Origin of the sequence: Roseateles noduli (assembly GCF_050626985.1) — a bacterium.
GTDB classification, from domain to species: domain Bacteria; phylum Pseudomonadota; class Gammaproteobacteria; order Burkholderiales; family Burkholderiaceae_C; genus Roseateles; species Roseateles noduli_A.
The window spans coordinates 6,221,218-6,233,272 of record NZ_CP192463.1; the positions used below are offsets into that span (position 1 = coordinate 6,221,218).

Annotated in this window: 12 protein-coding genes; 7 read left to right on the plus strand and 5 right to left on the minus strand. The window is 69.5% G+C overall.

All coding sequences use genetic code 11. The features are described from left to right. Nucleotides 1-187 precede the first annotated feature (187 nt). The 7 genes from ACQ4L4_RS27150 to ACQ4L4_RS27180 all read left to right on the plus strand — a co-directional run bounded on the left by ACQ4L4_RS27150 (nt 188) and on the right by ACQ4L4_RS27180 (nt 6,413). Nucleotides 188-1,228, plus strand: a complete 1,041-nt coding sequence (locus tag ACQ4L4_RS27150) for an RluA family pseudouridine synthase (protein WP_431105024.1) — start codon at nt 188-190, stop codon at nt 1,226-1,228. Between the two features lie 19 nt (nt 1,229-1,247). Continuing rightward, on the plus strand, nt 1,248-1,904 hold the full coding sequence (locus tag ACQ4L4_RS27155; protein ID WP_431101896.1) for an HAD family hydrolase: 657 nt from the start codon (nt 1,248-1,250) through the stop codon (nt 1,902-1,904). Between the two features lie 105 nt (nt 1,905-2,009). Further along, the gene (locus ACQ4L4_RS27160; protein WP_377157334.1) at nt 2,010-2,396 is read left to right on the plus strand and encodes a Rieske (2Fe-2S) protein; all 387 of its coding nucleotides are present in this window, start codon (nt 2,010-2,012) and stop codon (nt 2,394-2,396) included. Next, on the plus strand, nt 2,397-3,458 hold the full coding sequence (locus tag ACQ4L4_RS27165) for a S49 family peptidase (protein WP_431101897.1): 1,062 nt from the start codon (nt 2,397-2,399) through the stop codon (nt 3,456-3,458). A gap of 171 nt (nt 3,459-3,629) precedes the next feature. Further along, complete coding sequence (locus tag ACQ4L4_RS27170; RefSeq protein ID WP_431101898.1) at nt 3,630-3,980, plus strand: hypothetical protein; 351 nt, start codon at nt 3,630-3,632, stop codon at nt 3,978-3,980. A 178-nt stretch (nt 3,981-4,158) separates the two neighbouring features. Further along, complete coding sequence (locus ACQ4L4_RS27175) at nt 4,159-5,013, plus strand: ChaN family lipoprotein (protein ID WP_431101899.1); 855 nt, start codon at nt 4,159-4,161, stop codon at nt 5,011-5,013. A gap of 239 nt (nt 5,014-5,252) precedes the next feature. Beyond that, the gene (locus tag ACQ4L4_RS27180; RefSeq protein WP_431101900.1) at nt 5,253-6,413 is read left to right on the plus strand and encodes a hypothetical protein; all 1,161 of its coding nucleotides are present in this window, start codon (nt 5,253-5,255) and stop codon (nt 6,411-6,413) included. Nucleotides 6,414-6,460: 47 nt separating this feature from the next. Here the strand turns inward: ACQ4L4_RS27180 and ACQ4L4_RS27185 are convergent, their stop codons facing one another. From ACQ4L4_RS27185 to ACQ4L4_RS27205, 5 genes are all read right to left on the minus strand, one after another. Further along, nucleotides 6,461-7,273 carry a DeoR/GlpR family DNA-binding transcription regulator gene (locus ACQ4L4_RS27185; protein WP_431101901.1) on the minus strand — a complete coding sequence of 271 codons (813 nt, stop codon included), beginning with the start codon at nt 7,271-7,273 and terminating at the stop codon, nt 6,461-6,463. A 68-nt stretch (nt 7,274-7,341) separates the two neighbouring features. Further along, a complete protein-coding gene (locus ACQ4L4_RS27190; RefSeq protein ID WP_431101902.1) occupies nt 7,342-8,355 on the minus strand; it encodes a BadF/BadG/BcrA/BcrD ATPase family protein in 1,014 nt (337 codons plus the stop codon). A 93-nt stretch (nt 8,356-8,448) separates the two neighbouring features. After that, nucleotides 8,449-9,624 carry an SIS domain-containing protein gene (locus ACQ4L4_RS27195; protein WP_431101903.1) on the minus strand — a complete coding sequence of 392 codons (1,176 nt, stop codon included), beginning with the start codon at nt 9,622-9,624 and terminating at the stop codon, nt 8,449-8,451. Between the two features lie 118 nt (nt 9,625-9,742). Continuing rightward, on the minus strand, nt 9,743-11,086 hold the full coding sequence (locus ACQ4L4_RS27200) for a D-tagatose-bisphosphate aldolase, class II, non-catalytic subunit (RefSeq protein ID WP_431101904.1): 1,344 nt from the start codon (nt 11,084-11,086) through the stop codon (nt 9,743-9,745). 51 nt (nt 11,087-11,137) lie between these two features. Continuing rightward, the gene (locus tag ACQ4L4_RS27205; RefSeq protein WP_377157320.1) at nt 11,138-12,028 is read right to left on the minus strand and encodes an EamA family transporter; all 891 of its coding nucleotides are present in this window, start codon (nt 12,026-12,028) and stop codon (nt 11,138-11,140) included. Nucleotides 12,029-12,055 lie beyond the last annotated feature (27 nt).

A 12,055-nucleotide genomic window follows, 5' to 3' on the forward strand; every position in this document is an offset into this window, starting at 1 on the left:
GTCGACCTCGAACGCGCACGTCCGAGTAAAATGAGAAAAATCAAATACTTACAACGGAAACGTGGCAAGCAGCATTATAGGGGCTAAAGCCCGCAAGGCCGCCCCAGGGACTGCCCGCAGTGCCGCGAGGGGGGCCGCGCCCCCCAAAACCGCTTCGGCGGTGTCGACCGTGTCGGCGGCGCCGGCCGTGCCGCCGCCCGCGGCGACGGTGACGCCCGTCGCCTCGGCGCAGGTTCGTCAACTGACCGTCGACGAGGGCTCCGCCGGACAACGGCTGGACAACTTCCTGATCCGCGAACTCAAGGGCGCGCCCAAGACGCTGGTCTACCGGATCATCCGGTCCGGCGAGGTGCGCATCAACAAGGGCCGCTGCAGCGCCGACTCGCGGCTGGCCGTCGGTGACGTGGTGCGCGTGCCGCCGGTGCGCCTGGCGGAGAAGCCCGCCGAGCAGGCCGCCGCCGTTCCCGCCCGCGAGTTCCCGATCGTCTTCGAGGACGAGCACCTGATCGTCGTCGACAAGCCTGCCGGCGTAGCGGTGCACGGCGGCTCGGGCGTGAGCTTCGGCGTGATCGAGCAGCTGCGGCGCGCACGCCCGCAGGCCAAGTTCCTGGAGCTGGTGCACCGGCTGGACAAGGAAACCTCGGGCCTGCTGATGATCGCCAAGAAGCGCAGCGCGCTGACGCACCTGCAGGACCAGTTGCGCGACCGCGAGACCGGCAAGACCTACGCGGCGCTGGTCGCCGGTGCGTGGGCGAAGGGAAAGAAGGTCGTGGACGTCCCGCTGCTGAAGTTCGTCGGCAGCGACGGCGAGCGCTGGGTGAGGGCGGTGCCCGATCCCAAGGATCCGCAGGCGGACCAGGCCAAGCGGTCGATCAGCCTGGTGAAGGTGGTCGAAGCGTATCCGGGCGACAGCGGCGGCGGCAGTGGCAAGGCCGCCGGCAGCGGCGGCTACAGCCTGCTCGACGTCACGATCAAGACCGGTCGCACGCACCAGATCCGGGTCCACCTGGCCCATGAGGGCCACCCGATCGTCGGCGATCCCAAGTACGGCGACTTCGAGGCCAACCGCGCGCTGGCCCGCGGCGCATTGCGCTTCGACCGGATGTTCCTGCATGCGCGCCAACTGCGCGTGGTGCACCCGGCGACCGGCGAGACCTTGACCCTGGAGGCGCCCTTGCCGCCGGAGTGCGAGAAACTGCTGGCCGCGCTGCGCCGCCCGGCGCCCTGACGACCTCTTGCGGACTGCCATGCCTCAACGCTTCGATCTGATCGTCTTCGACTGGGACGGCACCCTGTTCGACTCCACCGCGCTGATCGTGCGCTGCATGCAGGCCGCGTCGGCGGACCTCGGCCTGGAGCCGCCGTCGCGCGAGCGCGCCGCCTACGTCATCGGCATGGGCCTGATCGAGGCGCTGCAGTACGCATTGCCGGGCCTGGACCCGTCGCGGTATCCGGAGCTCGGCCAGCGCTACCGGCACCACTACTTCGCGTCGGCGCACGAGGTGACGCTGTTCGACGGCGTGCCGGAACTGCTGCGCGACCTGAAGGCGCGACACCACTGGCTGGCCGTCGCGACGGGCAAGAGCCGCCGCGGCCTGGACGAGGCGCTGGCCGCCGTGGACATGAAGACGCTGTTCGACGGCACCCGCACCGCGGACGAAACCGCCGGCAAGCCGAATCCGCAGATGCTGCTGGAGCTGATGCGGGAGTTCGGCGCCGACCCTGAGCGCACGCTGATGATCGGCGACACGACGCACGACCTGCAGCTGGCGCGCAACGCCGGCTGCCCGGCGGTGGCGGTCACCTACGGCGCGCATGAGCACGAGTCGCTGCGCGGCTTCGAGCCGTTGCTGATCGCGCACGACGTGCCGACGCTGCGGGACTGGCTGCTGACGAACGCTTGACCAACGCCTGACCAACGCTTGACCAACGCCTGACCAACGTCCGACCCACGCCTGACTGCTTCCTGATTTCCCTCCGATCTGTCCCGCTTCCCGGACCCCTCCCGAATGACCCCCGAGCAAGACCTGCCCCCGGTGCCGCTGTGCGCCTCCTCCGAGCTGGAGGAACGCGGTCGCGCGCACACCTTCGACGTGCTGCAGTTCCGCCAGCCCGCCTCGGCCTTTGTCCTGCGCTTCGACGGCGAGGTCGTCGGCTACCTGAACCGCTGCGCGCATGTGCCGACCGAGATGGACTGGCAGGAGGGCGAGTTCCTGGACAGCAAGAAGGAATACATCATCTGCAGCATCCACGGTGCCGTGTACCACCCGCGGGACGGACGCTGCGTGACCGGCATGTGCGGCCGTTTCGGCCTGACCAAGCTCGACGTGCGCGAGCGCGACGGCCAGGTCTTCTGGTATCCCTCCCGCGACACGCGACCCGTTTTCGAGGATTGAATGAACCCCAACGACGACCCCAGCGCCGGCAGCGACCTGCCGCGCCCGATCCCCGACGCGACGGCGCGCCCGGAGGACATCCTGAAGGCCGCGGCGCCCGCCGCGGCAGCGCAGGCCGCACCGGCCGCGTCGCCCGCGTCGGGCCGCTACGAGCACGTGATCGAGCAGTTCGCCCATGACTACCTGCGCGACCGCCGCAGCGACCGGCGTTGGAAGACCTTCTTCCGGCTGATCTGGGTGTCGGTGCTGCTGCTGTTCATCTGGTCGATGTTCGCGACCAAGCACCATGGTGGCGCGACGACCGGGCCGCACACGGCGCTCGTCGAGGTGCGCGGCGAGATCGCGCCCGACACCGAGGCCAGTGCCGAGCTCATCAACGCCGCGCTGAAGGCCGCGTTCGAGGACCAGGGGTCGCAGGCGGTGGTGCTGCGCATCAACTCGCCGGGCGGCAGCCCGGTGCAGGCGGGCATCGTCAACGACGAGCTCAAGCGCCTGAAGGCGCTGCACAAGAAGAAGGTCTACGCGGTCGTCGAGGAGATCTGCGCCTCCGGCGCGTACTACATCGCCGCGGGCGCGGACGAGATCTACGTCGACAAGGCGTCGGTGGTGGGCTCGATCGGCGTGCTGATGGACGGCTTCGGCTTCACCGAGGTGATGAAGAAGGTCGGCGTCGAGCGCCGCCTGATGACGGCGGGCGAGAACAAGGGGATGCTGGATCCGTTCTCGCCGGTGACCCCGAAGCAGCAGGCCTACGCGCAGGCGATGCTGGACCAGATCCACCAGCAGTTCATCGCGGTCGTGCGCGAGGGGCGCGGCACGCGGCTCAAGGAGACGCCGGAGATGTTCTCCGGCCTGTTCTGGAACGGCGAACAGGCGATCAAACTCGGCCTGGCCGACGGGACGGGCAACCTCGACTACGTCGCCCGCGAGGTGGTGAAGGCCGAGGACGTCGTCGACTACACGCCGCGCGACAACGTCGCCGAACGCATCGCCAAGCGCTTCGGCGCATCGATGGGCGAGGGCGCGGTCAAGGCGATGCGCTCGATGACGACGATCCGCTGATCTGCTGATCCGCTGATCCGCTGATCCAGCGATCCGGCGATCCGGCGATCCGATCCCCAGCGGAAGAGGACTACGGCGCGGCATCTTCGCCGTGCGCCGCAAGGCGGCGCACGGCCGGTGCGTTCCGTACCGGCACGCCTGACGTGCCATTCTTCCGAAGGAGAACTTCTCATGACGACTTCATTGCCGTCCACGCCCCAGACCACGACGATCGTCGATGTCGAATCGTCGATGCTCGCGCTGGAATACGCGGGTTCGATCCTGAGTCAGTCGACCTGGTTCCTCCCGTTTGCCGGGGAATGGGCTGAATTCAATGGCTCGGCCGTGAAGGCGGCCTTGCCCGACGCGCAGGAGCAGCAGCTGATCCAGGCCATCTCGGCAGGGTTCCTGGCCACGAGCGACGTCGACCGCATGGCGGCGGACGCACTGGCCGAGAGCGTGTTGCGGATCGCTGTTGGCATCAACCCAGGCGTGCTGATGAATCAGCCGCATGGGGTCGAGCAGGCGAACGCGGTGCTCTGAGCCCGCGCCGTTCCGGGAGCGGGACGGCGGCCGGCTTCGTGTGATGCCGGCCGTCGTGTCCGCGGGTCGGATGCCCGACAATGCCGGCCCGACCCAGCCATCGCCGCGAGCGCGCCTTCCGCGCACCGCGGCGACGTCGCCAGGCCTGTTCACACTCCCAGCCCCCAGGACTGCTTCCATGAACATTGCCTCTCGCGGCGCCGCGTCGGTGCTTCTTCCTCTCCTGCTCGCGGCGTGCGCGTCCTCCACCACCGAGGCGCCGCGGACGACGCCGGCATCCTCCCAGGTCGAGCCCGAATTCGTGCTGCTCGGCGAGCTGCACGACAACCCCGAACACCACCGCGCCCGCGCCGAGCAACTGCGTCGGCTGATCGCGCAGGAGCCGAAGACGGTGGTCGTCTTCGAGCAGTTCTCGCGCGGCGAGGACGCGGCCGTCGCACGGGCGCGCAAGACGTCTCCGGGCGATGTGAACGCCGTCATCGATGCGGCGAAGCTCGATCGCAAGGGCTGGCGCTGGCCGCTCCACCAACCGCTGTTCGACGTCGCGCTGCAATCCGGCGCGGAAGTCCGCGGCGGCAACATCGATCGCGACCAGGTCCGCAAGATCGTCCGCGAAGGCGACACCGCCTGGCCCGCGGATCTCATCGCGCTGCGCGATCGCACCGTCTGGAACGGCACGCAGCAGGACGCGCTGCGCAAGGACATCCAGGACGGCCACTGCGGCGCGATGCCGGAGGCCATGCTGCCCGGCATGGTCCAGGCGCAACGCGCGCGTGACGCGGCGATGGCGCAGGCAATGCTCGATGCGAGGAAGTCGGGCGCGAAGCGCGTCGTGCTGATCGCGGGGAACGGGCACGTGCGCCGCGATGTCGCCGTGCCGGTTTACCTGCAGGCGGCCGGGGTGCCAGCCTCGGACATCGATGCCATCGCGTATCTGGAGACGGGGAGCCCGGCTCCGGTCGACGGCTACGACCGCGTCGAGCGTGCGCCCGCGCCGTCGCGTGAGGATCCTTGCGCGCAGTTCAAGCGCTGATCAGGAACAGGAGCGGCTCGAACACGCGCTCCCCATTCGTGGGTGTGACCACCCCGTCCGAAGGATCTGCGGGTGCTTCGCCCTGCAGGCTTGCCATGGAGGCACGCCAACCCGCCCGATGCGAGCGTTGACCAAGAGGGATGCATGGGATGACCACCCGATGGAAGGGCCACGGGCGGCGTCGGCATGCGGACTGCAGTGCTCTTGCGAGGGCTGCATCGACCTTCAAGGAGCATTCAATGGAGAACCCCCGAGAGCCAGCCGGCTATATCGCTCAGCGCGCCTATCAGTGGGACAGCAACGCGGGAGACTGGGAATTTTCACCAACGCCCGGAGCGACAGCTTTGGTGATCCGTCAGGTGACCGGGGGCGCTTTCTATTCTTCGGAAGACGTGCGGCTCAACCGGGACGGCAACGACCTCCGCATTCACCTTCCGGAAGGACTCCATCGGTTGCTGCTGAAGGGGTGGTATGAGAACCCCGCCGCCTGGCGCGTCGATGACATCCAGTTCCGCAACGGCGCCTCTGCCGAGGCGGTGGATTACGGGTCCTTTCGTCGGAAGGAACTCTCTTATGACGAGACCGAATATCTTCCCGATCGGGCCAGGTTGTTTGATCTCATGCGCCGTGCCGCCCAGATCTCCGCACCGGCTGAAGGTGACGGAACGACTGTGCATCCTGAGGAAAAGACGTCTGCCGCCAGTCCCCCCGCATCGGCTGCAAGTGGTGTGCGGGACGACGATGAAGTCAAACTGGTGCTCGGCACCTCTGACGACGACAACCTCACGATGGATGCGGGCGTCCACACAGCCAAGGCGCGAGGCGGCGACGACACGATTCATGTGCAACATCTGTCCCCGGCGGCAGACCGGTTGGACAACAAGCACGTCCTCGGCGGCCACGGCAACGACACGGCGGACTACCGCGGCGCCTTCAAGGAGCCCAAGGCCGGCATTGAGGTGTCGCTGGCGAAGCAGACCGTGAAATGGGGGGCGGGCGGCGTGGACCAACTGGCCAGCATCGAGAACATCGGTGGTACCGACGCAGCCGATCGCCTGGAGGGCAGCAAGAAGGACAACGTCCTGACCGGTTATCGCGGCGATGACTGGTACCGGGTGAGGCTTGGCGGAGGCAACGACACGATCGTCGACGAGGACAGCACGGCCGGCAACATCGACACGCTCGCATTCGGCAAAGGCATCCAGCTCGAGCAACTGAGTCGCTACAGGAACGGTGACGATGTGGTGATCGACATCCATCGTGTGGACGGCGCGTTCGACGGAAGGGTCACCATCAGGAACGGTCACCAGGCCGACTTTGAGATCGAGACGTTCCTGTTGTCGAGCGGCGAGTCGTACCAATTGATCGACATCGCCGTGTCATCGACTGCCGTGCTTTGACGCATGCCGGAACGGCACGCCTCACAAGCGCCGTTTCGCCTTCGACGTCAGGCCAGCACGACCTCGACGCCACGCCGTCGCAGTTCCCCGACGATGCCCTCGTCGGCTTCCTTGTCGGTGATCAGCATGTCGATCTGCTCGACCGGCGCGATCACGGAGAGGTTGCGCTTCATCAGCTTGGAGGCGTCCGCGACCGCAACGATCTGGCGCGCGATCTTCATCATCTGCGCATTCAGCTGCGCCTCCAGCAGGTGCGGCGTCATCAGCCCGATCTCAGGATCGAGACTGTCGACACCCAGGAACAGGCGGTCCGCGTAGAGGCTCTGCAGCGCCGTCACGGCCTGCGGGCCTGACAGCGAGTAAGAGTTCTGCCGCAGCAGGCCGCCCGGCATGATCACGTTGACGCCCGGCACCGTCGCCAGCAGCACCGCGATGTTCAGCGCGTTGGTGATGACGTTCAGCGACTGCAGCCGCAGGCCGCGGATCTGCTTGGCGATCTCCTCGGTCGTCGAGCCGGAGTCCAGCAGGATGGTCTCGCCATCGCGGATCAGCTTGGCCGCCTCGACGGCGATGCGCACCTTCTGCTCGTGGTGCAGCTTCTGCTTGACGCTGATCGGCACCTCTTCGGTGTCGCGATGCGCCAGCGCGCCGCCGTGCGTGCGCAGCAGCGCGCCCGTCGACGCCAGCGCGTTCAGGTCGCTGCGGATCGTCACGACCGAGATGCCGAAGCGCTCGGCCAGCTCCTCCACCGTGACCTTGCCCTGCGCCTGCACCTGCTCGCGGATCAGCCGCCGGCGCTCGTCGATCAGCAGCGCGGCGTCAGGCTTCTCGGCGATGGTGGAAGTAGTGGTGGTGGTCATGGGAAACGGAAGCGATGAACTTTCGGATGATATCGATCCGGCGATGTTCGCAAGCCCCGGCCCGACCCTCAGGCTCCCTCTCCGGCTTGCGGGAGAGGGTGGGGGTGAGGGCCAGCGGCCGTCGCAGGCCGGAGCTGCACGCCCGCCAGCCGAGCGGCGTACATGGCTGCGCCCATCTCCGGACCGAAGCGCGGCACGATCAACTCGGCGCCCGGGACCTCGCGCGCGAGCGCCAGCCGCAGCGCATCGGTGACGGTGGCGCCGGCCTCGAAGACGCCGCCGGTGTAGGACACCGGCACCGTCGCGTCCGCCGGCAGCGCCAGTAGCCGGGCGATGGCGCCCGCGAGCGCGGCGAGCTCCTCGCCGGCGCGCTCGAGCAGCGCGATCGCCTGCGCGTCGCCGTCGGCCGCCGCCGCGGACACGAGCCGCGCGAACTGCGCGAGCCGGCTGCGCGCCGCGTCGCCGTTGATCGCCGCGCAGAGGTCCAGGTCGTGTGCGAGCTGGAAGTGTTCCCGCACGAGCCCGAGCAGCGGTCCCGGCGCGGCGCGCCCGTCCGCCATGCGCGAGAAGAGCGCGAGGCCTTCCCGCGCGAGCCAGTAGGCCGACCCCTCGTCGCCGAAGACCTCGCCCCAGCCGCCGGAGCGCGCGCCGCGCCCCTGCCATTCGCCGTAGGCGATCGAGCCGGTGCCCGCGACGAGGCTGATGCCGTCGTCGCCGCCGAGCGAGCCGGCCCAGCTGCAGACCATGTCGTTGCCGATGACCGCGCGCGGCAGCACGTCGGCCAGCAGACCGTCGAAGTCGGCCAGCAGCGCGCTGTCCTCGCCGTGGGCGGGCAGACCGGCGAAGGTCGACGTCACCCGCGACGCCGCCAGGCCGGCCTGCTTCAGCGTCTCGGCGACGCCGTCGCGCAGCAGCGCGCGCAGCGCGTCGAAGCCGATCTCGAGGTAGTAGCTGGTGCTGCCGACGTGACGCGCCAGCAGCCGGCCGTCGCCGTCCAGCAGCAGGAAGGAGGTCTTGGTGCCGCCGCCGTCGATGCCGAGGAAGATCGGGCGGTCGGTGGCGTCGTGGGTGCCGGGAGTCATGAGCGGATCACTGGGCTGGTCGGAGGTCGGGGCGATGCGGGTGGAAGCCGTGGGGCGCGCCGCTGTGCAAGCCGGGTGCGGGCGCCGGGCGACTCAAGGCGCCGCCGCGGCGAGCGGATGGATGATGACGCCGCTGACGACGCGCGTCACGGTGCCCGATGCGCTCGGATTGTCCGGCGTGATGCCGAGCTTGAGCGAGGCCAGCAGCGCCAGGCATTGCGCGAAGACCAGCGCGACCGGCGTCAGCGCCAGATCGGGCGCGTTGACCGGCAGGTCGAGCAGCACGTCGTCCGCGGCCAGCGCGTCCTCGGCGTTCAGCGCCGAGGTGCTCAGCGCGACGATCCGGCCGCGGCCCTGGCGGCGCAGCTCGCGCAGCAGGTCCAGGTCGTAGCGCCGGGTGTAGCTGTCGTTGGACAGCACGATCAGCACCAGCGTGCGGTCGTTCAGGATGGTTTTCGGGCCGTGGCGGAAACCCAGCGGCGAATCGGCCAGCGCGACCAGGCGCCCGTCGCTCAGCTCCAGCACCTTCAGCGCCGCTTCCTTCGCCAGGCCCTGCAGGCCGTTGCTGCCGAGCACGACGACGCGCTCGAAGGACTGCGCGTTCAGCGCGTCCAGGCGGGCGGCCTCGGTGGCGAGCAGCTGGCGCGCCGCGTCGCCCAGCGTCTCGGCCGACGGCAGCGCCATGCCGAAGGCCCAGGCCGCGGCCAGCAGCATGCCGGTGAAGCTCGAGGTCATCGCAAAGGCGCGGTCATGCGTCTCGTCGGGCAGCAGCAGCACGTGGGCGCGTTCGCGCTCGCCGAGCCGGCGCGCCAGCGTGCCTTCGGCCGCGCAGGTGACCGCGAGGTGATGGCACTCGCCGAGGGTCGCGTCGGCCAGGTCCACCGCCGCCAGGCTCTCGGGGCTGTTGCCCGAGCGGGCGAACGACACCAGCAGCGTCGGCACGCCGGGCTGCAGGCACTGCGCGGGGTTGGAGACGATGTCGGTGGTGGCGATCGCCTCGACGCGGAGGCCGGGCTTCGCGCCCAGTTGCTGCAGCAGCGCGGGGGTCAGGCATTGCCCGATGAAGGCGGAGCTGCCCGCGCCCGTCAGCACGATGCGCAGGTCCGGCAGCGCCAGCAGCGGCTGCAGGAAGGCGTCGATTGCCGCGCGTTGCGACTGCACCAGCGCATGCACGCTGCGCCAGACTTGCGGTTGCTGGGCGATCTCGCGCGCGGTGTGCGTGGCGCCGCGGCGGTCGAGTTCGGCGGGTTCGAAGTGGAGCAGGCTCATCGTGACGGGTCTTGTTCTGTGGGAAAGGGCCGGGTGTCGGAGCGGTTCAGGCGTTCAGGCGTTCAGGTGGTCACGCGTTCTGGCATCCGGACGGTCGGGCGTTCAAGCATTCAGGCCTTCAGGCGGCGCAGGCCGCGAGGTAGGGCCGCAGCGACTGCGCGGCGCCGTCGCGGAGCAGTTCCGCGGGACGGTTGCGCAAGCGGCCGTCTCGGATCGCGTCGTACTGGCGCGGCAGGAACTGGCTCAGCAGCGTCAGCGGCGGCGGCGAATGCTCCAGCCGGTCCAGCAGCGCCGCGCAGGCGGTCTGGACCTTCGGATGCGCCCAGTAGTAGCGGATGCGATCGCTCAGGCTGTAGGCCAGATCGACCTGCAGGCGCGAGGGATCCTGGTAGTACGGCTGCCAATGGCCGGGCTCCGCGCGCATCACGCCGAGCACCGTGTCGATCAGGTTGCCCTGGCCGGCCTGCGGGCCGAGCCATTCGCGCTCGACGGCGGCCAGCGCCCACAGCGTCTCGCGCAGCGCGAAGGTCGCGCCCGGGCCGACCTTCAGGATCGCGAAGTGGTCGCGCGCGAGTTGCGCCAGCCGCTCCGGCGTCTGGTAGTCCGTCGAGTGCGCCTCGAAGACCAGGCCCGGCTGCGATGCGATGAACGCGCTCAGCGCGCGCGCCTTCTCGGGCTGGTAGTCGATGACCTTGTGGTGGTCGAACTCGACGCCCGGCTGCACGACCATCGCGATCACGCGTTCCCAGGCCGCTTCGAGTCCGGCCTTGCCGAAGGCATCGCGGTGCAGCGCCAGCGTCGCGCCGGCCGCTTCGGGCGAGGTCACCGCGAGGTCTTCCAGGTCCTCGTGCGCGCCGCCCGGCACCGGCACCTCGGTGCCGATGACGTAGACCGGCGGTTCGCCGCGGTCGGGCGTGTCGCGCCAGGCGGCCTCCGCGGCCAGGCACAGGCGCACGGCGCGGGCGGCGATCTCGGCCTCGGACAGCGGCACCGGATCGTCCGCGCAGGACATCGAGCAATCCAGGTGGATCTTGCGGAAGCCGGCCGCGACGTACTGCGCCACCATCACCTCCGCCTTGGCCATCGCCTGCGCGGCCGGCAACTTGCGCCAGGCGTTCGGGCCGAGGTGGTCGCCGCCGAGGATCAGCAGATCGGTGGCGACGCCCTCGGCCTTCGCGATCGCCTCGACGAAGCGGCGGAAGTCGACCGGCGTCATGCCGGTGTAGCCGCCGTCCTGGTTGACCTGGTTGGAGGTCGCCTCGATCAGCGCGGGGCGGCCGAGCGCACCGCACTCGCGCAGCGTCGCGGCGATGACGACCGGATGGGCCGAGCACATCGAGGGAATGCCGATGGCCGGAGCGGCCGTGCCGATGTCCGGACCGGCCGTGCCGATCGCCGGGCCGGCCGGAGATCCCGGCGCCGACTGCTTGTGGCGCCGCACGAGATCGAGCATGAGCTTCAAGGGGAATCCTTCCTGTCGAATGAGGGTGGGGCGGACGGCGGGACGCCGGGGTCAGGCCTTGCTGTCCTTGCTGTCGCCTTCGGGTTGCAGGGCCAGCAGCAGCGCGGCGAGCAGCGCCAGCGCGACGCCGGCCAACTTGAAGCCGCCGGGCGTGGCGCCGCTCATCGCCATCGAGGCGAGCGCCGTCAGCAGCGGGGCGCCGGCATTGACCAGCGGCGAGACGACCAGCGCCTTGCCGTAGCGGAAGGCGTAGACCAGCGTGAGTGCGCCGATCGCGTTGAGCACCTGGATCACGGCGGCCAGGCCGGGGCCGTCCCAGCCCCACGGGATCGGCTTGGAGAAGTCCGTCATCCACAGCGCGGCCGGGATGCACAGCAGCGCGCTGACGGTCATGTAGAAGAAGACGCTCTCCGCGCTGGCGGCGTTGTTGGCGGTCTTCAGGAAGTAGGCCTGCAGGCCCCACGCCGCCATCACGACGACGGCGAGCGCGAACCACAGTCCCAGCGCCTGGCTCTGCTGGCCGGGCTGGTAGTCGAACAGCGGCAGTGCGCACAGCGCCAGCACGATGCCGGCGACGCCGAGCTTGCCGGTACGCTCGCGCAGCAGTCCGAAGGACAGCGCGATCGTCACCCCCGGCGACAGCGACACGATCGGGAAGATCAGGTAGGCCGGGCCGGACTCGACCGCGCGGAACAGCAGCATCTGTCCGCCCGCGCCCAGCAGGCCGACGGTCAGCCCCTGGATCACGGCGCGGCGGTCGCGCTGCAGCTTCCAGCCGGCGCGGGCCAGCACGAACACGGCCGGCGGGATCATCGTCAGCGCCCACACGACGTAGACCAGCGTGTCCGGGAAGCCGCGTTCGGAAGACAAGCCCGTCAGCGCCCCCCACGCGCCCCAGAACAGGGTCGTGACAAGCGCGTAGGTCAGCCAATGTCGTTGCATGGGATCGCTTTCTTTCTTGGAGGGTCT

Excerpts from the sequence above, each read along its gene's own strand:
- ACQ4L4_RS27185 (WP_431101901.1), bottom strand. The coding sequence starts at position 7,273 with ATGACCACCACCACTACTTCCACCATCGCCGAGAAGCCTGACGCCGCG.
- ACQ4L4_RS27175 (WP_431101899.1), top strand. The coding sequence starts at position 4,159 with ATGAACATTGCCTCTCGCGGCGCCGCGTCGGTGCTTCTTCCTCTCCTG.
- ACQ4L4_RS27190 (WP_431101902.1), bottom strand. The coding sequence starts at position 8,355 with ATGACTCCCGGCACCCACGACGCCACCGACCGCCCGATCTTCCTCGGC.
- ACQ4L4_RS27160 (WP_377157334.1), top strand. The coding sequence starts at position 2,010 with ATGACCCCCGAGCAAGACCTGCCCCCGGTGCCGCTGTGCGCCTCCTCC.
- ACQ4L4_RS27195 (WP_431101903.1), bottom strand. The coding sequence starts at position 9,624 with ATGAGCCTGCTCCACTTCGAACCCGCCGAACTCGACCGCCGCGGCGCC.
- ACQ4L4_RS27170 (WP_431101898.1), top strand. The coding sequence starts at position 3,630 with ATGACGACTTCATTGCCGTCCACGCCCCAGACCACGACGATCGTCGAT.
- ACQ4L4_RS27205 (WP_377157320.1), bottom strand. The coding sequence starts at position 12,028 with ATGCAACGACATTGGCTGACCTACGCGCTTGTCACGACCCTGTTCTGG.
- ACQ4L4_RS27155 (WP_431101896.1), top strand. The coding sequence starts at position 1,248 with ATGCCTCAACGCTTCGATCTGATCGTCTTCGACTGGGACGGCACCCTG.
- ACQ4L4_RS27180 (WP_431101900.1), top strand. The coding sequence starts at position 5,253 with ATGGAGAACCCCCGAGAGCCAGCCGGCTATATCGCTCAGCGCGCCTAT.
- ACQ4L4_RS27165 (WP_431101897.1), top strand. The coding sequence starts at position 2,397 with ATGAACCCCAACGACGACCCCAGCGCCGGCAGCGACCTGCCGCGCCCG.